The organism is Longimycelium tulufanense (genome assembly GCF_014645795.1).
In the GTDB taxonomy this organism is placed as follows: domain Bacteria; phylum Actinomycetota; class Actinomycetes; order Mycobacteriales; family Pseudonocardiaceae; genus Longimycelium; species Longimycelium tulufanense.
In genome coordinates, this window is sequence record NZ_BMMK01000009.1 from 1 (window position 1) to 22,581 (window position 22,581).

18 protein-coding genes are annotated in these 22,581 nt (G+C 70.7%); 3 read left to right on the forward strand and 15 right to left on the reverse strand.

Features of this window, described 5'->3' with window-relative positions; genetic code table 11:
- Nucleotides 1-67 precede the first annotated feature (67 nt).
- Nucleotides 68-1,291: an MFS transporter gene (locus IEY55_RS11145; RefSeq protein WP_189056781.1), complete on the reverse strand. Its 1,224-nt coding sequence runs from the start codon at nucleotides 1,289-1,291 to the stop codon at nucleotides 68-70.
- 257 nt (nucleotides 1,292-1,548) lie between these two features.
- Here IEY55_RS11145 and IEY55_RS11150 point away from each other — a divergent pair, with 257 nt between their 5' ends.
- The gene (locus IEY55_RS11150) at nucleotides 1,549-2,565 is read left to right on the forward strand and encodes a class I SAM-dependent methyltransferase (RefSeq protein ID WP_189056783.1); all 1,017 of its coding nucleotides are present in this window, start codon (nucleotides 1,549-1,551) and stop codon (nucleotides 2,563-2,565) included.
- A 24-nt stretch (nucleotides 2,566-2,589) separates the two neighbouring features.
- Here IEY55_RS11150 and IEY55_RS11155 read toward each other — a convergent pair whose 3' ends face one another.
- From IEY55_RS11155 to glmS, 3 genes are all read right to left on the reverse strand, one after another.
- Nucleotides 2,590-4,059 (reverse strand): NAD(P)H-hydrate dehydratase, encoded by a 1,470-nt coding sequence (locus IEY55_RS11155; protein WP_189056785.1) that lies wholly within the window; start codon nucleotides 4,057-4,059, stop codon nucleotides 2,590-2,592.
- 55 nt (nucleotides 4,060-4,114) lie between these two features.
- Nucleotides 4,115-4,738: a hypothetical protein gene (locus IEY55_RS11160; protein ID WP_189056787.1), complete on the reverse strand. Its 624-nt coding sequence runs from the start codon at nucleotides 4,736-4,738 to the stop codon at nucleotides 4,115-4,117.
- Nucleotides 4,739-4,830: 92 nt separating this feature from the next.
- Entirely contained in the window at nucleotides 4,831-6,702 is a 1,872-nt protein-coding gene (glmS, locus tag IEY55_RS11165; protein WP_189057111.1) for a glutamine--fructose-6-phosphate transaminase (isomerizing), read from the reverse strand.
- An 85-nt stretch (nucleotides 6,703-6,787) separates the two neighbouring features.
- Here glmS and IEY55_RS11170 point away from each other — a divergent pair, with 85 nt between their 5' ends.
- Together IEY55_RS11170 and IEY55_RS11175 are read left to right on the forward strand one after the other, a co-directional pair.
- Nucleotides 6,788-7,609 (forward strand): dienelactone hydrolase family protein, encoded by an 822-nt coding sequence (locus tag IEY55_RS11170; RefSeq protein ID WP_189056789.1) that lies wholly within the window; start codon nucleotides 6,788-6,790, stop codon nucleotides 7,607-7,609.
- Nucleotides 7,610-7,842: 233 nt separating this feature from the next.
- On the forward strand, nucleotides 7,843-8,382 hold the full coding sequence (locus IEY55_RS11175; RefSeq protein ID WP_189056791.1) for a hypothetical protein: 540 nt from the start codon (nucleotides 7,843-7,845) through the stop codon (nucleotides 8,380-8,382).
- Between the two features lie 57 nt (nucleotides 8,383-8,439).
- Here the strand turns inward: IEY55_RS11175 and IEY55_RS11180 are convergent, their stop codons facing one another.
- The 11 genes from IEY55_RS11180 to eccCa all read right to left on the reverse strand — a co-directional run bounded on the left by IEY55_RS11180 (nucleotide 8,440) and on the right by eccCa (nucleotide 22,299).
- Nucleotides 8,440-8,892: a hypothetical protein gene (locus IEY55_RS11180; protein ID WP_189056793.1), complete on the reverse strand. Its 453-nt coding sequence runs from the start codon at nucleotides 8,890-8,892 to the stop codon at nucleotides 8,440-8,442.
- A 29-nt stretch (nucleotides 8,893-8,921) separates the two neighbouring features.
- Entirely contained in the window at nucleotides 8,922-11,729 is a 2,808-nt protein-coding gene (locus IEY55_RS11185) for a WXG100 family type VII secretion target (RefSeq protein WP_189056795.1), read from the reverse strand.
- A complete protein-coding gene (locus tag IEY55_RS11190; protein ID WP_189056797.1) occupies nucleotides 11,729-12,037 on the reverse strand; it encodes a hypothetical protein in 309 nt (102 codons plus the stop codon). Before IEY55_RS11190 ends, IEY55_RS11185 begins: the two co-directional genes overlap by 1 nt.
- A 189-nt stretch (nucleotides 12,038-12,226) precedes the next feature.
- Nucleotides 12,227-12,544 (reverse strand): hypothetical protein, encoded by a 318-nt coding sequence (locus IEY55_RS11195; protein WP_189056799.1) that lies wholly within the window; start codon nucleotides 12,542-12,544, stop codon nucleotides 12,227-12,229.
- 20 nt (nucleotides 12,545-12,564) lie between these two features.
- Nucleotides 12,565-13,899 carry a phosphoglucosamine mutase gene (gene glmM / locus IEY55_RS11200; protein WP_189056801.1) on the reverse strand — a complete coding sequence of 445 codons (1,335 nt, stop codon included), beginning with the start codon at nucleotides 13,897-13,899 and terminating at the stop codon, nucleotides 12,565-12,567.
- 157 nt (nucleotides 13,900-14,056) lie between these two features.
- A complete protein-coding gene (gene rpsI, locus IEY55_RS11205) occupies nucleotides 14,057-14,470 on the reverse strand; it encodes a 30S ribosomal protein S9 (RefSeq protein WP_229686293.1) in 414 nt (137 codons plus the stop codon).
- A 59-nt stretch (nucleotides 14,471-14,529) separates the two neighbouring features.
- A complete protein-coding gene (rplM, locus tag IEY55_RS11210) occupies nucleotides 14,530-14,973 on the reverse strand; it encodes a 50S ribosomal protein L13 (RefSeq protein ID WP_189056805.1) in 444 nt (147 codons plus the stop codon).
- Nucleotides 14,974-15,232: 259 nt separating this feature from the next.
- Complete coding sequence (locus tag IEY55_RS11215) at nucleotides 15,233-15,517, reverse strand: WXG100 family type VII secretion target (protein ID WP_189056807.1); 285 nt, start codon at nucleotides 15,515-15,517, stop codon at nucleotides 15,233-15,235.
- 74 nt (nucleotides 15,518-15,591) lie between these two features.
- Nucleotides 15,592-15,906: a WXG100 family type VII secretion target gene (locus IEY55_RS11220; RefSeq protein WP_189056808.1), complete on the reverse strand. Its 315-nt coding sequence runs from the start codon at nucleotides 15,904-15,906 to the stop codon at nucleotides 15,592-15,594.
- Between the two features lie 480 nt (nucleotides 15,907-16,386).
- A complete protein-coding gene (locus IEY55_RS11225) occupies nucleotides 16,387-18,210 on the reverse strand; it encodes a type VII secretion-associated protein (RefSeq protein WP_229686271.1) in 1,824 nt (607 codons plus the stop codon).
- Between the two features lie 63 nt (nucleotides 18,211-18,273).
- Nucleotides 18,274-22,299 carry a type VII secretion protein EccCa gene (gene eccCa / locus IEY55_RS11230; RefSeq protein ID WP_189056810.1) on the reverse strand — a complete coding sequence of 1,342 codons (4,026 nt, stop codon included), beginning with the start codon at nucleotides 22,297-22,299 and terminating at the stop codon, nucleotides 18,274-18,276.
- Nucleotides 22,300-22,581: the final 282 nt, after the last annotated feature.

Here is a 22,581-nt window from a genome sequence, read left to right on the forward strand (position 1 = left end):
GTCACAACCCGATCTTGGACACCCTTCGCCTGTCTCCAGGGACCACCCCGACTTCGGAATTACTCGTCTAGCCGGCACCGTGCCCCGAACGCCCTCCCGACCCCACCGCGGCCGTGCTGGACGGCGGGGGGCTGGGGAGCGCACCGGGCCGCACGACAAGCACGGCGAGGGTGATCACAGCGGCCCAGGTGAACGCCGTTCGCAGGCTGGTGGCGCCAGCGATCACCGCGAACAGCGACGGCCCCACGAACTGGCCCAGCGAGATCAGGAAGAACGTGGTGCCGAACCCGGCCGAGGGCCGGTCCCGGAACACCGCGATGCTCCAGACACCGAGGATGCCGGTCACCGCGATGAACGCGATCCCGAACAGCACGGCCGAGCAGATCACCGCGGGCCAGCTGGTCGGCAGCGCGGCCAGCAACGCGATGGCCACGGCGATGGCGAACACCGTTGCGGCGAGCGAGATGTGCAGGCCCAGACGCTGCACGGCATCGCCGGCCACGGCCCCGCCGATCCCCGCGACACCGACAACGGTCCAGAACAGCGGGCCGAGCGTGGCGGTGTCGCCGCCACCGGTTCCCTGGGCCCGCGTGATCGCGTCGACGGCGAACGTCCAATAGGCGGAGGTGGAGATCCCGAGCACCACGGCCACGGCGAACAGCCGGACCGACTTCTTCCCGACCAGCCAGCTCCACCGCAGCTTCGGCACGGCCGCACCGCCCGCCGGGTCCTCCGACCGGTGGGCGCCGGACGGCAGTAACAGGCCGTTCCACAAGGCGGCGGCCAGGGCGAGCACCGCGAAGACGATCCAGGCCGAACGCCACTGCGTCCCCATCCAGAGCGCCACCGGCCCGGCGACGAGCACACCGAAACCCGTACCGGAGTTGATGATCGCGTATGTCCGGTCCTGCGCCTTCCTGGGAACGAGCCGCACCACCGCGTCGGAGAACGGGGTGTATGCCCAGCCGGGGCTCGCACCGGCCAGGATGACGCCGAGCGCCAGCAGTTCGGTGCTGTGCGACAACCCGATGAGCAACATGCCGCCCGCGGCCGTCACGGCGCCGATGACCACGGGCAATCGCGGCCCGGTCCGCGCCGCGATCACCGCGGTGACGGCACTGGCGAGGAGGAAGCTGGCATAGGACCCGCTGGCGATCAGCCCGAGCACACGGGTGGACAGATCGAGCTCGGCGCGGATCCCGGGGACGAAGAGGCCGTACGTGTAGCGGGCGAGCCCATAGCTGACCGCAATCATCAGCACGCCGGGCGGAATCAGACGACCGGGCGACACCACTCCCCCATTCAGAGCACCTTTTTCCACGAACTGGCGGCCCGACTCCACTTCCGAACATATCTCCGAAAGAATTCGGACATCATTCCAAGATTGACATGGTCGGCACCCCACCATACTCTCGCGGTCGAGCGATTACCGTACCCATACGGAGATATCGGGCCGACACCGCCGGTAACCCGAGGGCGTCCGTCGGGAGACACCGGCCCGGACATCACCACCCCTGCCATCTCCAGCGGCCGCCCGGGAGTGCAGCAGTGAGTTATCCGGCAACCGGCGAGCTCGACACCCCGACCGCCGGTCTCATCGACCACGTTCGCCGCGCGGTATCCCGATATTCGGGTATCCCCGAGCCGGAGATCATCGTTTCGGAAAACGTGGAGAAATATTACGACAATTTGGCCCCGGAGCGGGTCAACGCCCAGCTGGAACAGGTCTTTCACCTGATGTGGGAGCTGAACCGGGTGGGCCTGGGCAGCCCGGATCTGGGCAACACCGGGCACGCGCGCCTGCCGCTGGTACAGGCGTTACGCCTCATCGTGGCCGACCTGCGCGCCGTTGCCGGTGCCGAGCCCCTCCAGTACACCGAGTTGGGGCCGGAACCGAGCAAGACCACGTTCATCCTGCGCAGTCTCCGCGCCGAGGGTGTGGACCTGCGCCGCTACACCGGCGTCGACATCAATCCGGCGTCCCGGGAAACGATGGAACGGGAGCTGGCCACCCTGCTCCCGGCCGGACGCATCCACTACCAGCAGACGTTGTTCTCCGATCTCGCCCGAACGGATTACCGACTGCCCGGTACCCGGAACCTGGTGACAATGCTGGGTTTCGCCGAGGGCAACGAACACCCGACCGCGGTGGCCCGCCTACTGGACGACATCCTGCGGCCCGGCGACCTCTTCCTTTCCGAGATGCAGCTGCTTTCCCCCAGCGGCTGGAGTCCCGTCTTCGACTTCTACCGCACCGACCTGATGCGGAAGTTCTCCGAGATCACGCTCCACCGGAGCCGTCCGGACGTCGAGTCCGAATACTGCGTCTTCCTCGTCCCGCTCGAGCTACCCGAGCTGGACTCGCCGCTGATGGCGGCGGTGACGGCGGAACGCATCGTCGGCGTCCCCACCGGCGAGCCCGGCCTTTTCGTCACCAACTACTGCCTCAAGTTCTCCGCGGCCGAGTACCTGCGACTGCGGGAGAGGTCGGGGCAGTTCGTCGTGGTCGCCCAGCGCACCACGGCCGACGGCTCGATCGCCTTCCAGCTCGCGCAACGGAAGTGACCCACCCGCGGCCCTGCCACCGGCTCACGCCGAGGCGGCCGCGGCGGCGCGGACCATCCGCACCGCGTCCGGGACCGCCGCCAGCAGGGCCGACGCGCCGATGGGCGCACCGTCCGCGGCGACATCCCCCGCCAGCTCGTGCACCCCGGCCGCGCAGCCGGCTGCCAACCACGGCTCCACACCCGACGCCAGCAGCGCCCCGATCAGCCCCGACAGCACGTCGCCGGAACCCGCCGTCGCCGGCCAGGCGCCCCGGGCGCGATTGACCAGCACGCGGCCGTCCGGGGCCGCCACCACCGTGCTGTGCCCCTTGAGCAGGACCACACAGTTGGTTCGCTCGGCGGCCCGCCGTGCCGCCGCGACCCGGTCGTCGCCCACGTCCCCGGCCAGCCGGGCGAACTCGCGGTCGTGCGGGGTGAGCACGAGCGGGGTGTCCGGCTCGCGTGCGTCCCACAGCGCGGTCTCGGCGGCGAGCAGGTTGATCGCATCCGCGTCCGCGCACACCGGAACTCCCTTTTCGAGCACGGTCGCGAGCACCTCACGCCCGGCCGCGCCCGTGCCGAGCCCGGGCCCGACGACCCATGCCTGTACCCGGCCCGCGTCATTGATCGAGCCGGTCGCGATCACCTCGGGCCACCGGGTACGCACCGCGTCAGCGGCCGGCCCGGCGTACCGCACCATCCCGGAGGTGGCCAGCACGGCCGCACCGGTGGCGAGCACGGCGGCCCCCGGGTAGGTCTCCGAGCCCGCGGCCACCCCCACCACGCCCTGCGTGTACTTGTCGTCCTCCGGCCCCGGGACCGGCCACAGCGCCCCCATGTCGGCGGCGTCCAGCAGCACCAGGTCCGGCTCGCCCAGCTCGTCACCCAGGCCGATGTCGACCACGTGCACCGCGCCGGAGCACACCGCACCGTCGGCGAGCACGTGCCCGGGTTTGCGCCCGCCGAAGGTCACCGTCACGTCGGCGTTCACCGCCGGCCCCGCCACCGCCCCGGTGTCCGGGTCCACCCCGCTGGGCACGTCGACCGCCACCAGCGGCCCGGTGACCAGGTTCACCAGCTCGGCCGCCGGCGGCCGCAGCGGCCCGCGTCCGGACAGGCCGACGATCCCGTCGATCACCAGGTCCGCGGTCGACACCGCGACGTGTGCCGCCTCCGTGTCCTCGGGCACGCGCACGATCCGCCCGCCAGCGCGCCGGAAGGCCACCAGCCCTTCCGCGTGTGTGCGCTCGGGCGCCAGCAACGCCGCGGTGACGGCCACCCCACGGTGCAGCAGGAAGACGCCGGCCCACAGCGCGTCGCCTCCGTTGTTGCCAGCCCCGACTAGCAACGCCACCCGGCGTCCCGAGACAGCGCCGGTGTGCTCGGTGAGCAGTTCCGCAGACCGCACCCCGACCGCGAACGCGGCCCGGCGCATCAACGTGGCCTCCGGGGTCCGCTCGAAGACCCGCCGTTCCGCCGCCCGCACGCGCTCGACCGTCCACACGCCCTTCATGTCGAGCCATCCTGCCGCCCCGCCGCGCGCATGACCACGATCACGGTGAGGCGAGTCAGGCGAGCCATGCCTGTACGGCCCAGAACAGGCAACCGCCGAACACCACGCTGACCACTGCCCCAGCGAGGACCTGGCCAACCGTGTGCTTGCCCAGAGCCACGCGCGACCAGGCCGCGCACGCCGCCAGCGGTGCGACGGCCAGTGCCCAGGGGCCGTAGGCCACGACCAGGGCCGCACTCGCCCCGGTGGCGACCGCCGCGTGCAGCGAGATCTTCCACCGCCAGGCGACCGTGATGTACAGGAACAGCACCAGCGACAGCAGCATCGCCACGACGAAGGCGACAAGATCCGACGGCGCGTCGCCGACCCACAGGCCGACCAGGCCGAGGAAGACGGACAGGATGCACGCCAGGTACGGCACCAGCCGGCCTTCGCGGTTGTCGACATAGCGACCCCGCCACTGGCCCTGTCGTGCGCCCTGCACCATGACCAGCATCGGGACCGCCACGGCGAAGAGCACGATCCACAGCCCCCAGCCCAGTGTCGGGCCGATCCGTTGCCCGGTCGCCTCCCAGGCCACCGCGAGCGGCAGCAGCGCCACCCACACCTCGGGCCCCAGCACGTTGCTCACGAGCCGGGCCGCCGGCCGGTTACCGGGGGCTTCCTTCGTCGCCGCCATCCGGGTCCTCCCCTCGCCCGAAACGCCGAAGGTGACCTGGAGTTCATACGTAGCCAAGGTCACCTTCCGGCGCGCGACGAGCGGGGCCGGGATCACTCGACAGTGACGGACTTGGCGAGGTTGCGCGGCTTGTCCACGTCGTAGCCGCGGCAGCGGGCCACCTCGGCGGCGAACACCTGCAGCGGCACGGTCGACACCAGCGGCTGCAGCAGGGTCGGCACCGCCGGCACCTCGACGAGGTGGTCGGCGAACGGCCGCACCGTCTCGTCGCCCTCCTCGGCGATCACGATGGTGCGGGCGCCCCGCGCCTTGATCTCCTGGATGTTGGACAGCAGCTTGGCGTGCAGCACCGCGCGGCCCTTCGGTGAGGGCATGATCACCACGACCGGCAGGTTGTCCTCGATCAACGCGATCGGGCCGTGCTTGAGCTCACCGGCGGCGAAGCCCTCGGCGTGCATGTAGGCGAGCTCCTTGAGCTTGAGCGCGCCCTCCAGTGCCACCGGGAAGCCCACGTGCCGGCCGAGGAACAGCACCGCCTTGGAGTCGGCCAGCCCCTGCGCCAGCTCGCGCACGTGCCCGACGGTGGACAGCACCTGCTCCACCGCCTCCGGCATGGCCTCCAGCTCGGCGAACTCCCGGCTGACCTCGTCGGGGTACTTGGTGCCGCGGGCGCCCGCGATGGCCAGGCCGACCAGATAGTTGGCCGCGATCTGGGCGAGGAACGCCTTGGTGGAGGCGACGCCGATCTCCGGGCCGGCGTGGGTGTAGAGCACGGCGTCGGACTCGCGCGGGATCTGCGCGCCGTTGGTGTTGCACACCGCCAGCACGCGGGCCTTCTGCTCGCGGGCGTGCCGGACGGCCTCCAGGGTGTCGGCGGTCTCACCGGACTGGCTCACCGCCACCACCAGGGTGTCCCGGTCCAGCACCGGGTCGCGGTAGCGGAACTCGCTGGCCAGCTCCACCTCGACGGGCAGCCGGCACCAGTGCTCGATGGCGTACTTGGCGACCAGGCCGGAGTGGTAGGCCGAGCCGCAGGCGACCACGAAGACCTTGTCGATGTCGCGCAGGTCCTGGGTGTCCAGCCGCTGCTCGTCGAGCACGATGCGGCCGTCCCGGAAGTGCCCGCGCAGGGTGTTGGCCAGCGCGGTGGGCTGCTCCTCGATCTCCTTGAGCATGAAGTACTCGTGGCCGCCCTTCTCGGCGGCCGACAGGTCCCAGTCGACCCGAAACGGCTTGCCCCGCGCCGGCTCACCGGCGAAGGTCGTCACCGCATAGCCCTCGCGGGTAATGACCACGACCTGGTCCTGGCCCAGCTCGACCGCGTCCCGGGTGTGCTCGATGAACGCGGCCACGTCGGAGGCCAGGAAGTGCTCGCCGTCACCCACGCCGACGACCAGCGGCGAGGACCGGCGGGCCGCCACCACCATGTCGGGATGGTCGGCGTGCGTGACGACCAGGGTGAAGGCGCCCTCCAGGCGGCGGGCCACGGCGTGCACGCTGGCCGCCAGGTCGCCGGCGGTGCCCGAGTCGTCCTGGCCGGCGTAGGCGCGGCCGACGAGGTGCGCGGCGGCCTCGGTGTCGGTCTGGCTGGCGAACTCGACGCCCGCGGCCTCCAGCTCGGCGCGCAGCTGGGCGAAGTTCTCGATGATGCCGTTGTGCACCACGGCCACCCGGCCGGTGGCGTCGCGGTGCGGGTGGGCGTTGGGGTCGTTGGGCGCGCCGTGGGTGGCCCACCGGGTGTGTCCCATGCCCGCGGTACCGGCGAACCGGTCCCGGCCGACCTCGTCCAGCCGCGTCTCCAGGTTGGCCAGCTTGCCGGCCTTGCGCTCGACGGCCAGGCTGCCGGAACCGTCCAGGACGGCGACGCCGGCCGAGTCGTAGCCCCGGTACTCCAACCTGCGTAGGCCCTCGAGGACAACCTCGAGGGCGGACCGGTGCCCTACGTAACCCACGATCCCACACACGTCGGACAGAGTAGCCATCCGCCGGTTGGGGGTCCTCCCCCGTCACCGGGGTGCCACGGTGCGCGATCGACTACCTTCGGCAAGCATGGCGCGGACTGCCAAGAAGGCGCTCGACGAGCTGAGCCGGCCCGGACCGCACACGGTGTTGCACGGCGACCTCGGGCTCGTCGGCCTTCCCGGGCTGGTGCTCACCCCGCGGTCGGGGCTGGGTCTGCCCGCCGTCGCGTTCGGTCACGGCTGGCTGCAGCCGCCGCAGCGGTACCGCGGCCTGCTGCGCCACCTGGCGTCCTGGGGGTTCGTGGTCGCCGCGCCGTCGACGTACCGGGGGCCGCTGCCCTCGCACCGGATGTTCGCCACCGACCTGAGCACCGCGCTGGACGTGTGCGTGAACGTGCGGCTGGGTGAGGGTGAGATCAGCGTCGACCCGAAACGGCTCGGCATGGCCGGTCACTCGTTCGGGGGTGGCTGCGCGGTGCTGGCGGCGGCCGTGGACGAGCGGGTGCGGGGGGTGGCGACGCTGGCCCCCTCGGAGGCCCGTCCGTCGGCGCTGGACGCGGCGCGGCGGTGCCGGATGCCGGGGCTGCACATCGCTGGCGGGGAGGACCGGATCGCGCCATCCGCCGGGCACGCCGAGCCACTGGCGCACGCCTGGGCCGGCCCGACCCAGCTGCGCACCATCGGCAAGGCCACGCACCTCGGCTTCACCGAGGGCCGGCATTTCACCGACCTGCTGTTGGACGGAAAGCCGCAGCGGGTTGTGCACCGGTTGACGCGGGGGCTACTCACCGCGTTCTTCCTTCGCACGTTGTCCGGCGTCCGGGACTACGACGCCCTGCTGGAAGAGGACATCCGCGGCTGCCCCATCGACTTCACCCGCGGCGCCCCCACTACCAGCTGCGTCCGCTGATCGTTATCTTCGGGAGAGCGACGGGGATCCCGCCGTTCCACCCATTCGCCACCTGGGTTGCCGTTACGGTTCGAGGTATGAATCCCGGCGCTTCTGGACCCCCGCCCGGCTGGCAACCGACACCTTTCGGGCAGCCGTACGGACAACCCGTGCAGCCAGGCTTTCCCCCGCCGCAGCCAGGCTTCGGGCCGCCGCCAGGTCCGGGTGCGAGCCGGCCGAGCCCCTTGGTGTGGGTGACGGTGGCAGTCGCCGTCGTCGCGGCCCTGTGGTGGGGTTATCTGGGGATCAAGGGTTTCATCGGCTTAAACGACTTCGCCGAGACTGCTGACGCGCTGGGCAAATATCCGGACCGCAACGCGGGGGCGACCAAGGCGCTCTACATCGTGAGATCGTCGTCCGCCGCACTTGGCGCGCTGTTGCTCGTCGCCGGAGTTGTGGTGCTCCTCATTCGTAAGCCAGCGGGTTGGATGCTCACGGTGGCCGGCGGCGGAGCCGGTCTACTGTCGGAGATCTTCTTCGTGTTCCGGGACCAACCGGTCAAGGTGGGTTACCACTTCAATATGTGGGTGGTCCTGTGGATCCTGCTGGCCGTGGTCGTCATTACGCTCGCCTTGCTCCCCCAGGTGCGGTCGACCGGTTCCCCTGGCTCTGCCCAGCAACACCCGTATCCGTTTCCACCGGCGGGACCCGGCTACCCGCCGGGGCCGGCGACCCCGCCCGGGATGAACGCGCCCGGATCCGGTTGGCGGCAAGGACCCCCGCAGCAGTGGTGAAGAAGGCTCTGGGCCCGTGGATCAAGGCGGGTTCCACGGGCCCAGAACACTTCCGGCTCAGTGCAGCCAACTTTGCTGCGAGAAGTCCTCGTCATCGTCGTCGCCGGGCATCGGCCGACGCGCGGCCGGCCGAGCACTCCGTTGCGGCCCGGCCTGAGCAGCGGGCGCGCTCCACGGTGGACTGGCCGATGGCGGTTCAGCCGGAGCCACTTGTTCGGCCCGCGGCGGTACCGGATAAGAGAAGTGCCTGTTCTCCTCTTCGTCCTCCTCCACCTGCCCCAGCGCGAGCGTGTCCGGCTTCTTCTTGGGCGTCATGGGATTTCGTGCCATGGCGTCCGCCCGCACCCGCTCGGCCAGCCGCAACGCCTTCTGGCTGAACTCGGTGTTCCGCTCCGCCGTCTGCTTCTCGGTCTCCGCGACCCGCCGCGCGGCCAGCTCCAACCGATCCGCCTGCTCACGGCTGATCCCGTCGAGCTGCCGGCGGAGCGCGACAACGGCCTCACCTTCCATCGGGCTTGCCTCCCCACCCCGTTGCCGCGCTACTTGTCACGGTTGTCCTCGCCGAGGACGCCGCGCATCCGGTGCACGGCGCTCTGCTCCTCGTCGCTGAACAGCTGTCCCGGCGTGTTCCAGCGGTTCCCGCCGCGTTCCTGCTCGCTGTTCTGGCCCCCGGCGCCGGCCATGCCACCCATCATCGGCATGCCGCCGCCCGTCATCCCGGCCTGGCCACCGTGCCCCGCGCCGCCCGCGGGAGCCTGGTGGTCCGGCATCGCGGCGAGCCCGGCTCCCCCGGCCTCACCCGCCTGCGGGGCACTGGTGCTGGCCAGTCCGCCGGGTGCGCCGGCCGGATCCGGACCGCGCTGGGACCAGGGGCTGCCCGGCATCTCGGAGTAACCCCCGGGGCCGTAGCCCACGGATCCATAGCCACCACCGGGGTTTCCGTGGCCGGTTGGGTGGCCACCCGTGCCGTAATCGGAGGAGCCGTACCCGTAGTCCGGAGCGCTCGGGAAGCCCGCTGGTGCGGGGTTCGTCGCTGCGGGAGTGGTCGGCGCTGGGCCACCGGCCTGCGGGTGCGCAGGTTGCGGCGGAACGTCCCCGCCGGGCCCAGCCGGCTGCCAACCGCCCTGATGCGGCGGAGTGGGTGGCACCGGCCCCTGCTGCCAGGCGGCAGCGGCCGGAGTCACCCGCGGGTCGCCCTGCGGATGTGCGACACCGACGTCGTACTGCGGGTAAGGCTGCTGGGGGCGGAAGTCCTCCGGCGCCGCGTAGGTGGGTCGCGCGACCGGTTCCTCGGTCTGTGGCGCGAACTCCCGACCGGGCTGCGGGCCCAGTCGCTCACCGGACCCGGCCACGCCGAGGACCGGCCCACCGGTGGGGCCGTGGCTCTGCGGGCCGGTGGTCGCACTCGGCCGGCCCTCGCCGGTCTCGTCGAAGTCGAGCGCGTACTTGGTCGGCTGGCTGCCGTCGCCGGCGTCCACGGTGACGGTGAGCCGGTCCGGCTGGCCGGGTGGATGCTCGGCGGTGATGGTCATGCCACCGTCCTCGATCAAGGCCTTGCCGTCCGGGCCGGGGCGGAGTATCTGCTCGACATCGCCCTGCGGCATCGCACCGGGAACTCCGATCCCAGCGGAACCACTCTCCGGGGCGGGATACGGCATCGGCGGCGCACCGGGCTGTAGCGCGTCTTCCGGACGCAGGTCCATCGAGCGGGCCAGCTGGTCACCGGAGCGCTGGCCGAGACCGAGCGGGTCGGTGCCGCTCTGCCCGCCGGGGCCGAAGTCGATGTCGTAGGTCTTGGGCTTGCCGTCCGGACCCTCGACCGTGATCTTCACGCCGCCCTGGCCGTCCGGGCTGCTGACGGTGATCCTGCGGCCGTGGTCGTCGATGGTGACGCCCTCCTGCTTGACGGGATCGACCAGGCCCACCATTCCCGACGGCTGCTCCCCGGGCTTCGGCATGAACTCCTCGGGCTTGCCGACCAGGTCCTCCGGCTTGAGCGCCTCCGGAGGCTTGGGGGTCTCGAACTTCGGCATGTTCGGAACGCCACCGCCGGCACCTCCTCCACCGACGCCGCCACCGGCTCCCCCACCGCCGGCACCACCACCGGTACCGGCGCCGGGAACATTCCCGGTGCCGCCCTGCTGACCACCGCTGCCCTTGTCGTCGCCTGCGGGCCTGGGCTCGCTGCCGCCGCCCTCTCCCTGGCTGGTGAACGGGTTCTCGTCACTACCGACGATCTTGTTCATCCCGTTCCACGACTCGTCCACGGCCTTCTTGGTGGCCTCACACGTCTCGTAGAAACCCTTGTACTTGCCCTCCACATCGGCGGCGAAGACTGTTTCGGTCCACTCCGACGCCTTCTGGCCGACCTTGTTCTTATAGGTGTCGTCGTCACCGCACCCGTCATCGATCTCAATACCGAAGTACCCGCACACACGACGCACGAGCGCATCGTCGGTGTTGCCCTTGGCGGCCTCGATGATGTCGGCGATCTGCGCGGCACTCTTGCCCCCGACGGTGTTGACCTCCTTGATGCTGTCGAGCATCCACCGTGCCTTGGTACGGATCTGCTGGGCCACGGCGTGTGTGGCGACCCGGATAGCTCCCGCCGAGTCGTTCATGTTCTGGATGTGCTTGTCGACCTTCTTCGCGAAGTCGGCGAAGAACTCCTGCGCCTTCTCGGACGCCCCACCCGTCCAGTGTCCCCACAGACCGCTCAACTTGTTAGCCATGTCCGTGTGCTGCTGGCGGGCGGTGGAGGCGGCCTGGCTCAGCTCGTTGGCGTCATGGTCGAACCTGGTGAAGTCGATCCCGCGCTGCTCGTCGTAGCGCTGGTGGACATAGTCCTTACCGAGGTTTCCCGCATCCTTCGGTGGATTCTTCAGGTACCCCGGAATCTTCTCGTACAGCGGAAGGAAGTTGTCGAAGTAGCGCAGTCCGGGCTTGCCGACATCCAGCAGCTCGTCGGAGTTCTTCGCCCCGGCGCTCCCGTCGGCCGACCTACGGTCGGAGTCCTCCAGGGCGGCCTTGCCCTGGGAGACCTCCTCCTGGTGCTGCCTGTTCGCTTCCGCGCCCTTGTCCGCGGACTTCTTGGCAATGGAGTAGGCGTTCTTCAGCCGCTCGTCACGGTCGTCATCGCCGATGATGTCCTTGAACTGCTGCCACTGACCGCCCCAGTAACCGACGTCGTACTGATTGGCGTATCTCTCGACCTCGTCGCTGTTGCCGAACATCGACCAGTCGTCGGCACTGACGCATGCGAGAACAAGTGCCTTCTTCTGGTCTGCGGGAACATCAGGACTGTCCAGGACCTTCTTGATGTCGTCCCAGGACGGCACGTCGGCCATCAGTTGCCCCCTGCCTTGCGCACGGTCGCCGTGTTGCTCGACTCAGCGAACTCGTAGCCGCCCCTGGAGCCCTCCAGCCGGCCGGCGAAGTCGTCCATCGCCGCCGCGTGTTGCTCGATCATGGTCGCGATCTTCTGCAGCGCGGGCGGGTACTGTCCGCCGGGGCCGATGTGCGCCCGGCCGAAGTTCTGCGCGGTGACCGCCGTGGACGAGACCTTGTTCTTGAGGTCCCGCACGGTCTGCGCCAGTCCCTTGATGGTGCTGGCCGTGGCGACCATCTCGCCGGTGTTGGTCCCGTATCCACCCACCGTGGGCTCTCCCCTCCACAGAAGCTCGGCTGCGCAGCTTCCCCCCAGCGCGCACGGTGCTACGACGCGGGTTCTCCCTGCGCTGGTTCCCCAGCGTGGCCGAGAACAACGGTCACGGGCAGGAAAATCCGACAGAAGCTTGCAAAGGTGAAGCGAATGCGCCCGGGTCACACCCGCCCCGGGCAACGCTCACTGCTGCGGTGGTCCCTGCGGAGGGGGCGGTGGGGGCACCTGACCGGGGAGCGGCCCGTAGCCCTGGGGCGGTTGTCCGTAGTTCGGTGGGTAGACGCCGGGGCCCGGCTGCGGCGGGTAGCCGGGCGGCACTCCCTGGCCCGGGGGTGGGCCGCCGGGCTGCGGGCCGAACTGCTGCTGAGGCCATGCGCCCGGCGGCTGGACCTGCCGGCGTCGGTTCGCCCGCACGAGCAGCACGACTCCAAGAACGACGACGCCGACCAACGCCAGCAGGAAGAGAAGGATGAGCAACTCCCACGCTCCAACAGGCCCCACAGATGTCCCCTCCGGTGTCCTCAGCACACCGAGGAGACCACGCCGGCCAGGCGATGGGCAACGGCCTCGGCCGCATCCTGTGTGGGGGCCTCGACCATCACCCGGACCAGCTGCTCGGTGCCGGACGGCCGCAACAGAACCCGGCCCTTGCCGGCCAGCTCCGCCTCGACCGCGGCCACCGCCTCGGTCACCGACGGGGCCCGCACCACCGCACGCTTGTCGGTCACCGGCACGTTCACCAGCACCTGCGGCAGCCGCCGCATCACCCCGGCCAGGTCGGCCAGCGGCTTGCCGGTCGAAGCCACCCGCGCCATCAGCCGCAGCGCCGTGAGCAGGCCGTCCCCGGTCGTGGCGTGCGCCGGCAGCACCACGTGCCCGGACTGCTCACCACCGAGCGAGAAGCCGCCGGTGCGCAGCTCCTCGAGCACGTACCGGTCGCCGACCGCCGTGGTGCGCACGCCGACCCCGTGCTCCTTCATCGCCAGGTGCAGGCCGAGGTTGCTCATCACGGTGGCCACGAGGGTGTCCTGGGCCAGCTCGCCGGCCTCCTTCATGGCCAGCGCCAGCACGGCCATGATCTGGTCGCCGTCCACCAGCTCCCCGGCCGAATCCACGGCCAGGCACCGGTCGGCGTCGCCGTCGTGCGCCACACCGAGGTCGGCGCCGTGCTCCACCACGGCCGCCCGCAGCCCCTCGACGTGCGTCGACCCACAGCCGTGGTTGATGTTGATCCCGTCCGGCTCGGCGTGCAGCGCGATCACCTCGGCGCCCGCCCGCCGGTACGCCTCCGGCGCCACCACGGAGGCGGCCCCGTTCGCGCAGTCGACGACCACCTTCAGCCCGTCCAGCGGCTGCGGGGTGGCCACCAGCAGGTGGTCGACGTAGCGCCGCCCCGCGTCCGTAACGTCGCGCACCCGGCCCACGCCGGCGCCGGTCGGCCGGCCGGCGGTGTCGCCCAGCCGCGACTCGATCTCGTCCTCCACCGCGTCCGGCAGCTTGTGCCCGCCGGTGGCGAACAGCTTGATCCCGTTGTCCGGCATCGGGTTGTGCGAGGCCGAGATCATCACGCCCAGGTCGGCCTCGAGCTGGCCCACCAGGTGGGCCACCGCCGGGGTGGGCAGGATCCCGACCCGCAGCACGTCGGCCCCGGCCGCGGCCAGGCCCGCGGTCACCGCGGCCTCCAGCAGCTCGCCGCTGGCGCGCGGGTCGCGGCCGACCACCGCGACCGGGCGGTGACTGCGGTCGTGCTCGCCCAGCACCCGGGCGGCCGCGCTGGCCACCGACAGGGCCAGCTCGGGGGTCAGGTCAGCGTTGGCCAGGCCACGCACCCCGTCGGTGCCGAACAGACGCGCCATGGGCTCGAGGACCTCCTAGGAAGCGAGACGCTCGCCGGAAAGGTTCAGCAGGAAAGATTCACAGGAGAAGAAAACGTCCACCAAACGCAGCTGCGGGAGCAGCACCCGATGAGACGGATGACTGCTCCCGCAGGTTGTCCTCGCCGGTCCGCAGGCGTCAGCGCTTGCTGTACTGCGGCGCCTTGCGGGCCTTCTTGAGGCCGTACTTCTTGCGTTCCTTGGCCCGGGCGTCCCGGGTGAGGAACCCGGCCTTCTTCAGCGCCGGGCGGTCGTCCTCGTCCGCGGCCACCAGGGCGCGGGCGACGGCCAGCCGCAGCGCCCCGGCCTGGCCGGAGATGCCGCCGCCCTTGAGGTTGGCGATCACGTCGAAGGACTCGGCCTTCTCCACGGTCACCAGCGGCTCGCGGACCAGCTGCTGGTGGACCTTGCTCGGGAAGTAGGTCTCCAGCGGCTTGCCGTTCAGGGTGAACTTGCCGCTACCCGGAACGATGCGGACCCGGACGATGGCCTCCTTGCGGCGGCCCACGGTCTGCACGGGCTTGTTGTCGACGATGGCGACCGGCGCCGGGATCTCCTCGGCGTAGGTCTCGGTCTCAGGAGTGGTCACGCTCTGGTCCTCGGGTGCGTCGGTCACTGGGCGACCTTGGTGATCTCGAAGGGCTTCGGCTGCTGGGCCTGGTGCGGATGCTCGGCCCCGGCGTAGACCTTGAGCTTCTTGGCCATGGCGCGGCCCAACTTGTTCTTCGGCAGCATGCCCTTGACGGTCTTCTCGACCAGCTTCTCCGGATGCTTGTCGAGCATCTCGCCGAAGGAGCGCTTCTTCAGACCGCCCGGGTGACCGCTGTGGCGGTACACGAACTCCTGGTCGCGCTTCTTGCCGGTGAGGGCGACCTTGTCGGCGTTGATGATGACGACGAAGTCACCCATGTCCATGTGCGGCGCGAAGGTCGGCTTGTGCTTGCCGCGCAGCAGCGTGGCGGCCTCGGTGGCAAGCCGGCCGAGCACCACGTCCTGTGCGTCGATGACATGCCAGGCGCGCTGGACGTCGCCGGGCTTCGGGCTGTACGTGCGCACGGATCTACCTCGTCGTCACTCGCGTCGGGAAGTTGTCGCGGCGGTCACCTCGCGGGCTGAGGTATGCAACGGCCACGTGCCGCACACCGCACAACAGCAGAAGAAGATACCCGCTCCACTCGGACAGGGTCAAAACGGGGGTGGTCCGGGCCGGCGGCCGGCCGCGGGAGGCCCACCCGAACAGGCGTGGTCCCCGGAGCCGGGCGGCTCCGGGGACCAACGGTAGCTGGTCGGCCCGGCCGGTCGACAGCCGGTCGGTTCAGCCCCAGCGGGAGGTGTTGGCCCGCTCGGCCTGCTGGTAGTTCTCGGCGGCGTGGCCGAGGGCGACGCCGATCTGGGCCAGCACCTGCTGCAGGTCGGCCGCGGCCTGGTCCCACTGCTGCTGGTGGTGGTTGTAGGCCTCGGCGGCCTCGCCCTGCCAGGTGGACACCACCGGCTGGATGCGCTGCTTCAGGTCGTCCAGCGTGCTCTGGATCTTCTGCGCGCCGCTGGTGACGTTCTGCTGACCGGCCTGGAGCTCACCAAAGGTGACCAGGATCTCCATGGGATCGCCTCTCTCGTGCTCAAGCTGGGTGCGCTACGCGCGGGATGGATGAACGGGGTTGCCGGACCGCGGGCTCAGCCGCCCAGGGCACCCAGGATGCTGTTCATCGACTGGGACTGCTCCTCCTCCTGCTGGACGTAGCTCTTGGCCGAGGCGCCCATCATCTCGGAGATCGCCATCAGCGCGTCGTTCAGCTTCTTGGCGTCGGTGTTCCACCGCTCCATCAGGTTGTGGAAGGCCGTGGCGGCCTGGCCCTTCCAGGCGGACTGCAGCGGCTCGATCTGGCCACGGAGGTTGGAGAGCAGACCCTGGATCTCCTGGTTGGTGTTGGCGATGTCGTTCCCGGCCTGCTGCATCGTCGCCGAGTCGGTGGTGTAGGAACCGGCCATCTCGTGGGCCCCCTAAGTCTTCGTCGGTGCCGTCTCGTCCTCGTGATCGGACGACCTTGCGACGCAGAGGTTGCCAGGTTCGGTTCCCTCCCGGAGCCAGGTTTGCCGCAAGTGGTTGCGGGTGTGAACGGCGGGGCCGGGGAACCGCGATTCAGTGGAGGATTCGCTCCTAGGAAAAGTCCTCGTCATCGCCGGTGTGAGGGGCCGTTCGGGCAGTTGTGCGACGGTCCGTCGCGTTCTGCGGGCAAGGCTCATTCTTTTGCGCACGGAAATGTCCGGCGACCAGTTCCGGGGAGTTCGGGAGCGCTTCGACGAGCACCCGCGCACGGTGCGGAACCCAACGGCGGTGGTGCGCAGGCGGTCCCGCGTGGTCTCGGACGGGGTTACCGGTTCCGACCGGCGCACCCGGTCGGTCGGCACGGGCGGAAAGCCGGCGCATCAGCCGGTTGCCTCGTTTCGCGGCACCGACGACGGACGCGGCTAGCTGATCTTCAGGGTGCGCACGACCGTGTCGCACGCGGCGGCAACGCGTCCCTGGCCCGCCGGGGTGTACTGGCAGCCGACGGAAACCTGCGCGTCGCCCTGGAACAGCACGTACCAGTCCACTGTGGTCCCCTCGCGCTGCTGCCGGTAGTAGACGACGTCGCGGCCGGCGAAGCTGGCCTTCTCCTGGAACCCCGTGAAGCCGGGCCCGGCCTGCTGGTACTTGCCGCGCAGCTCGTCGAGGGCACGCCTGCGGTCGGCGTCGCTGTCGTATGTGAGCTTGAACTCCTGCACCGCGATCACGTCGGTGTCCGCGGCGGCGTCGTGCGGCTTCACCAACACCTTCCGGAGGTTGGCGTCGCCGCCGTTCTGCTCCCAGTCGCCGGGATAGGTGAAGGAGTAGTCGTACTGCTTGATCTCCTTGGTGGCCGCGTTCGCGCGCGGCTCCTCGCCACCGGACCTGAACGCGATCGCGATCGCCCCGCCGACGAGTGCCAATGCCAGCACCACCCCACCGAAGACGAAGGGCGCGCGTGACTTCTTCTGCCGCGCCGGAGGCGGAAGCGTCGGGCTCGGCATGCCCATCCCGGACGGCGGAACCGGTGGCGGCGTGGCCGGAATCCCGGTCGACGGGGTGAAGGCCGGCGGGCGTGGAGCGGGTGGGCCCGGCTGGACGGGTGGGGGTGGGGCGATCGCGGCGGTACGGTCCGGATCTCTGGTCACCGCGCGCAGCGCGCCGCGTGCCACCACCGTCTCCGGCTGGTCCAGCGTGATCGGAACGAGCCCGGTGCGCTCGTGCACCAGCCGGGACACCAGTGGGATCCGGCTCGATCCGCCGACCAGGAAGACCCCGGCGAGTTGCGGTGGGCTCAGGCCGGCCTCGCGCACCGTGGCGACGACCAGGTCCACGGCGCGCCCCAGCGGGCCCGCGACCAGTCCCTCCAGGTCGACGCGGGTGACGTGGGCGTCCGGGAACGGTGGTGGCAGCGGGACATCGGTGTAGGTGTGCCGGGACAGCGTCTCCTTGGCGCCCCGCACGTCCTGCCGCAGCACCCGGCGGCGTCGCCGGTCCGCCAGTTCCCGGCCCTCGACGAGCCGCTGCCACGCCTCGGGTTCGGTGCCGGCCACCAGGGCACCGACGTGCTCCAGCAACGCCTGGTCCACGTCGGCCCCGCCGAAGGTGGGGTCGCCCCTGGTGGCCAAGACCTCGAAGCCGCCGACCCGTCCGGGGTGGTGCGGGGCGGGACTGCGTTGCCGCCGCACCACGCTGGCGTCGACGGTGCCGCCACCCAGGTCCAGCACGGCCAGCGCGGCACCGTCGGCCATCCCGTGCCCGGCGGAGTGGAACACCGCGGCCGCAACGGGTTCGGGCACCAGGGCGACCTCGGCGGCCAGGCCGGCGGCCGCCTGGCGCAGGATCTTGGTGCGCACCGCGCCCCAGTCGGCCGGGTGGGTCAGCACCAGCAGATCGACCGGGGCACCCGCCGCCACGCGTCGCGCCTCGCCGACGGCGCGGGAGAGCACGGCGCGGATGGCGTCCAGCACCGGCAGCACGGTGGTAGCCAGCAGCAGGTCGCCCTCGTCGACGCGGCGCTTGGGGTGCGGCTCGTAGCGGGACGGGTCGACCGCGGCCTGCCGCTCGGCCTCGTGCCCGACGAACAGCGTGCCGTCCGGCGCGGCGTACACCGCGGACGGCACGAGCGGTTGCCCGTCGACCACGACCACCTGCGGCTCCGGGCCGAGCGCGCCCGAACCGTCCGGCATGGACAGTGCGGTGCACGTGCTCGAGGTACCGAAGTCGATCGCGACGTGCAGTGTCACCGCTCATCCCTCCGCGCCGCGGGTGGGCAGGACGCGACCGGCGTCCCGCCCACCCGGCGCCACCTATTCGGGTTGGATCCAGGCGACCTGGACGAGTTGCTGGCCGGTCTTGCGGCTGACGAGCGTGCCACGGCCCGGCGGCATCGGCGAGGGCTTGACGTTGCCCACGAGCACGCCGTCGTCCTTGTTGCCGCTCATGACGATGCCGGGTGCGGCCTGTTCCTTGAGCTTGGCGATGATCGGGTCGCTGAACACCGCGCGGCTGGCACCACCGGAGTTGCGCATGACCACCACGTGCAGACCGATGTCGCGGGCCTGCGGGAGGAACTCCGAGAGCACCGCCAGGGGGTTGTTGGTCGACGACGGCGCAGCCAGGTCGTAGTCGTCGACCAACAGGAACAACTCCGGACCGGACCACCAGGAACGGTTCTTCAGTTGTTCCTGGGTGACGTCCGGGCCCGGCAGCCGCTTGGACATCGCGGTGCGGACGTCGCCGATGATGCCCTGCAGCTGCTGGGAGGAGGCGGCGTAGGCCAGCAGGTGCTCGCTGTCGATGAAACCGAGCATGCTGCGCCGGTAGTCCACCAGGATGATCCGCGCCTGCTGCGGGGTGTACCGGTTGACGATGCCGCGGGCGATGGCGCGCAGCACACCGGTCTTGCCGGCCTCGGTCTCGGCGAAGCCCATGAAGTGCGGCTCGGCGGCGAAATCCAGGTACACCGGCGCCAGCTGGTCCTCGTTGACACCGATCGGGATGAGGTGGGGCGCCGGCTGCTGCTGCGGGCTGGGCATCTGCTCGTATGGCAGCACCGCTGGCAGCAGCCGCACCGGGGGTGCGCCCGGCCCACGCCACGCGGCGGCAACCCTCTGCACGCTTTCGGCGATGCCCTCACCGACCCGGTCGATGAGCATCACCCGCCGGTCAGCCTCGTTCTGCAGCTCGTTGACCCGGGCACTGTCAATACGCGGCAACGCCGTCAGGAAGTGCAGCTTTTCCCGCGACAGGCCGCGACCGGGGCGGTTCTGCGGCACGTTGACCGCCACCCGACGGTCCACATCGGACTCGGTGTGGTCACCCAGCCGCAGCTCGAATCGGGTGCCGAGCATGTCCTTGAGGGCGGGGCGAATCTCGGCCCACCGGTTGGCCGAGATCACCACGTGCACCCCGTAGGACAGACCGGAGGTGGCCAGCGTGACGACCTGCTGCTCCAGCATGTCGAACTCCTGCTTGAACGCCAGCCATCCGTCGATCACCAGGAACACGTCGCCGAACGGGTCATCGGTGATCTCGCCACGGCGCCTGCGGTGCCGGAAGGCGTTCATCGAGTCGATCCCGAGCTGGCGGAACCGCTGTTCGCGTTCGCCCATCAGCGCGTTGAGCTCGGCGATGGTGCGCCGCACCAGGTCCGGGTCGAGCTTGCCGGCCACCGCGCCGACGTGCGGCAGGTCCGCGACCGTGGCCAGTGACCCACCACCGAAGTCCAGGCAGTAGAACTGCGCTTCCTGCGGAGTGTGGGTCAGTGCCATCGACATGATCATTGTCCGCAACAGCATCGACTTGCCCGACTGCGGACCACCCACCACCGCCATGTGGCCGGCGCCACCGGACACGTCGGCCCAGAGCACGTCGCGTTTCTGCTCGTAGGGCTTGTCCACCACCCCGACCGGCACGATCAGCTGGCCGTTGTGCGGGTAGTCCGGCGGGCACAGGCCACGCTCGGTCTGCGCCAGCGGGGGCAGCAGCAGGTCGAGGGTGTCGGGCAGGTCCAGCGGCGGCAGCCACACCTGGTGGGCCCGCGGCCCCTGCCCGATCGTGCGGCGCACCACGAGGTCGAGCTCGGTCTGCTCGGTACCGCTCTCCTTCTTCGCCGGCTTCTTCTCCTCGACCTTCGGCCGCTCCGGCTCCTTGGGAATCGGCACGAACTCGGGCACGAACGGCCGCGGCCGCCGGTCGCCGCGCACCGGAGCACCGGTCTGCACCGGCTGCAGGCCCGGCGGCCGGTACGGCCCGGACACGTAGCACGCCTTGAACTGGGTCATCGGCTCACCCTGGATCTTCAGGTAGCCCGAGCCCGGAATCGGCGGCAGGTCGTAGGCATCCGGCACACCCAGCACCGCGCGCGACTCGGCGGGTGAGAACGTCTTCAGGCCGATCCGGTAGGACAGGTGGGTGTCCAGGCCGCGCAGCTTGCCCTCTTCGAGCCGCTGCGAGGCCAGCAGCAGGTGGATCTGCAGCGACCGGCCCAACCGTCCGATCGCGACGAACAGGTCGATGAAGTCCGGCTTGGCCGACAGCAGCTCGGAGAACTCGTCGATGACGATGAACAACGCCGGCATCGGCGGCAGGTCGGCGCCGTTCTCCCGGGCCTTCTCGTAGTCCCAGACGTTCTTGAACTTGCCCTTGGCCAGTTCCTCCTGGCGGCGGTTCATCTCGCCGGCCAACGCGTCCTGCATCCGGTCGACCAGGGTGAGGTCCTCGCCGAGGTTGGTGATGACCGCGGACACGTGCGGCGCGCCCTCCAGGCCGAGGAACGTCGCACCACCCTTGAAGTCCACCAGCACGAAGTTGAGGTGGGACGAGGAGTGCGTGGCCATCATGGCCAGTACCAGGGTGCGCAGGAACTCCGACTTGCCGGAACCGGTCGCGCCGATGCACAGGCCGTGCGGGCCCATGCCGCCGACCGCCGCCTCCTTGATGTCCAGCTCGACCGGCTGGCCGTACTCGCCGACGCCGAAGGCGACCTTGTACTTGTCGCTGATCGGCTTGGGGCGCCACGCCTGCGCGATGTCGAAGGTCATCGGGTCGCCCAGGCCGAGCAGCTCGAACAGGCCGACGTTGGAGTTGAGCAGCGGCTGCTCGTCGCTGACGTCGCCCTGGCTGCTCACCATCCGGTACGGCGACAGCTTGCGCGCCAGCGCCTCCACCTCGGCCAGGCTGAGCGAGTCGGGCCGGCCGAACCACTCCACGCCGGCCGCGGTGCGCGCGCCCAGCCGGTCCGGTTCGACCACGATGCGCAGGCCGCGCCGGGCGGCCAGGTTGCCCAGGGACTCGGACAGGTCGAGCAGGGTGACGCCGACCAGGCCCTCCTCCAGGATGAGGCGTTCCTCACGGGTCACGTCGCCGTCGTCGATCACGACCACGACGTGCGCCTGGTCGGAGGAGGCCGGGGCGTTGCGGCTGAACCGCTGCCGGTCCCGCAGCTCCTCGTCGAGCGCGGCTTCCACCTCGGCCAGCGAGCCGAACATCATCCGCACCTGGCCGAGGGCGTCGACGTGCCGCGGGTGCTGCACGTGCGGCAGCCACTTGGCCCACTCCCACTCGCGGCGGGCGGGACCCTGGCTGACGATGCAGATCAGCACGTCATCGGGGGTGTGGAAGGTGGCGAGCTCGGCGAGCATGGCGCGAGCCAGCGGGCGGGTCCGCTCCTTGTCGCCGAGCAGCGAGACCGCGGCGAAGCCGCGCAGCGAGATGGCGACCGGCAGGTTCGGCACGATCGAGTGCGCGCGGACGAAGCGGCGCAGCGCCAGCGTGGCGATCGGCTCCAGCTCGTCGACCGGGCCGGTCTGCGGCGGCACCAGCCGGGTGGCCAGCCGCTGCGAGCCGCGCCCCACCCGCAGGTGGCAGAAGTCCGAGTCGCCGGTGCGGCGCTCCCACATCCGGCGCCCGCCCGCCAGCGACCAGAACATCTGCTGGTCGGGGTGGGTCCACTCGCGCTCGGTGCGCTGCTCCTCGGCAGCCTCCCGGGCACGTTCCCGCATCTGGCCGAGGTACCGCAGGTAGTCCTTGCGGTCCTCGTTCATCTCGGCCTTCTTCTGGCCCCCGCCACGGCCCATGCCGCCGGCCATCATGCCGATGGTCGAGATCAGGAACATGCCCCCGAACATGAGGGACATCGGGTTCCTGCCCGCCATGAACATGAAGACCATCATTCCGATGGACGCCACGATCATCACGACCGGCAACAGCTTCATCACGATGTTGCCGGGGATGACGCGGGGCACCTCGGGCGGTGGCTCCAGGTGGACCTCGCCGCCCGGGGGACGCGGGGCGGCCAGGCGCGGCGACCGCTTGAACTGCAGCGTGCTCACCGGGCGGGCACCTCATTCAAGGCTGTATCCGGCGGCGGGCGTTCCGCCGCGTCGGCAACGGGTGGTCGTGCGGATCCGAGCGACGACCGCGCAGGTCCGCGCGGGGGGTGCGGGTGGGTTGGCACGAGTTCGCAGAACCCGCCGTCCGGCCGCACTCGGTGCGGCCATACTAGGGGCGCTCGTCGACCGGTTGGGTCGGTTCCGGGACTTCCGGCGGATCGCCGGCACCGGGCGTCGCGGTTCGCACCGGCGGCGAGACGGGTGGCCCGGCCACCCGACCCA

Excerpts from the sequence above, each read along its gene's own strand:
- IEY55_RS11160 (WP_189056787.1), bottom strand. The coding sequence starts at position 4,738 with ATGGCGGCGACGAAGGAAGCCCCCGGTAACCGGCCGGCGGCCCGGCTC.
- IEY55_RS11155 (WP_189056785.1), bottom strand. The coding sequence starts at position 4,059 with ATGAAGGGCGTGTGGACGGTCGAGCGCGTGCGGGCGGCGGAACGGCGG.
- IEY55_RS11180 (WP_189056793.1), bottom strand. The coding sequence starts at position 8,892 with ATGGAAGGTGAGGCCGTTGTCGCGCTCCGCCGGCAGCTCGACGGGATC.
- IEY55_RS11185 (WP_189056795.1), bottom strand. The coding sequence starts at position 11,729 with ATGGCCGACGTGCCGTCCTGGGACGACATCAAGAAGGTCCTGGACAGT.
- IEY55_RS11170 (WP_189056789.1), top strand. The coding sequence starts at position 6,788 with ATGGCGCGGACTGCCAAGAAGGCGCTCGACGAGCTGAGCCGGCCCGGA.
- IEY55_RS11215 (WP_189056807.1), bottom strand. The coding sequence starts at position 15,517 with ATGGAGATCCTGGTCACCTTTGGTGAGCTCCAGGCCGGTCAGCAGAAC.
- IEY55_RS11220 (WP_189056808.1), bottom strand. The coding sequence starts at position 15,906 with ATGGCCGGTTCCTACACCACCGACTCGGCGACGATGCAGCAGGCCGGG.
- glmM (WP_189056801.1), bottom strand. The coding sequence starts at position 13,899 with ATGGCGCGTCTGTTCGGCACCGACGGGGTGCGTGGCCTGGCCAACGCT.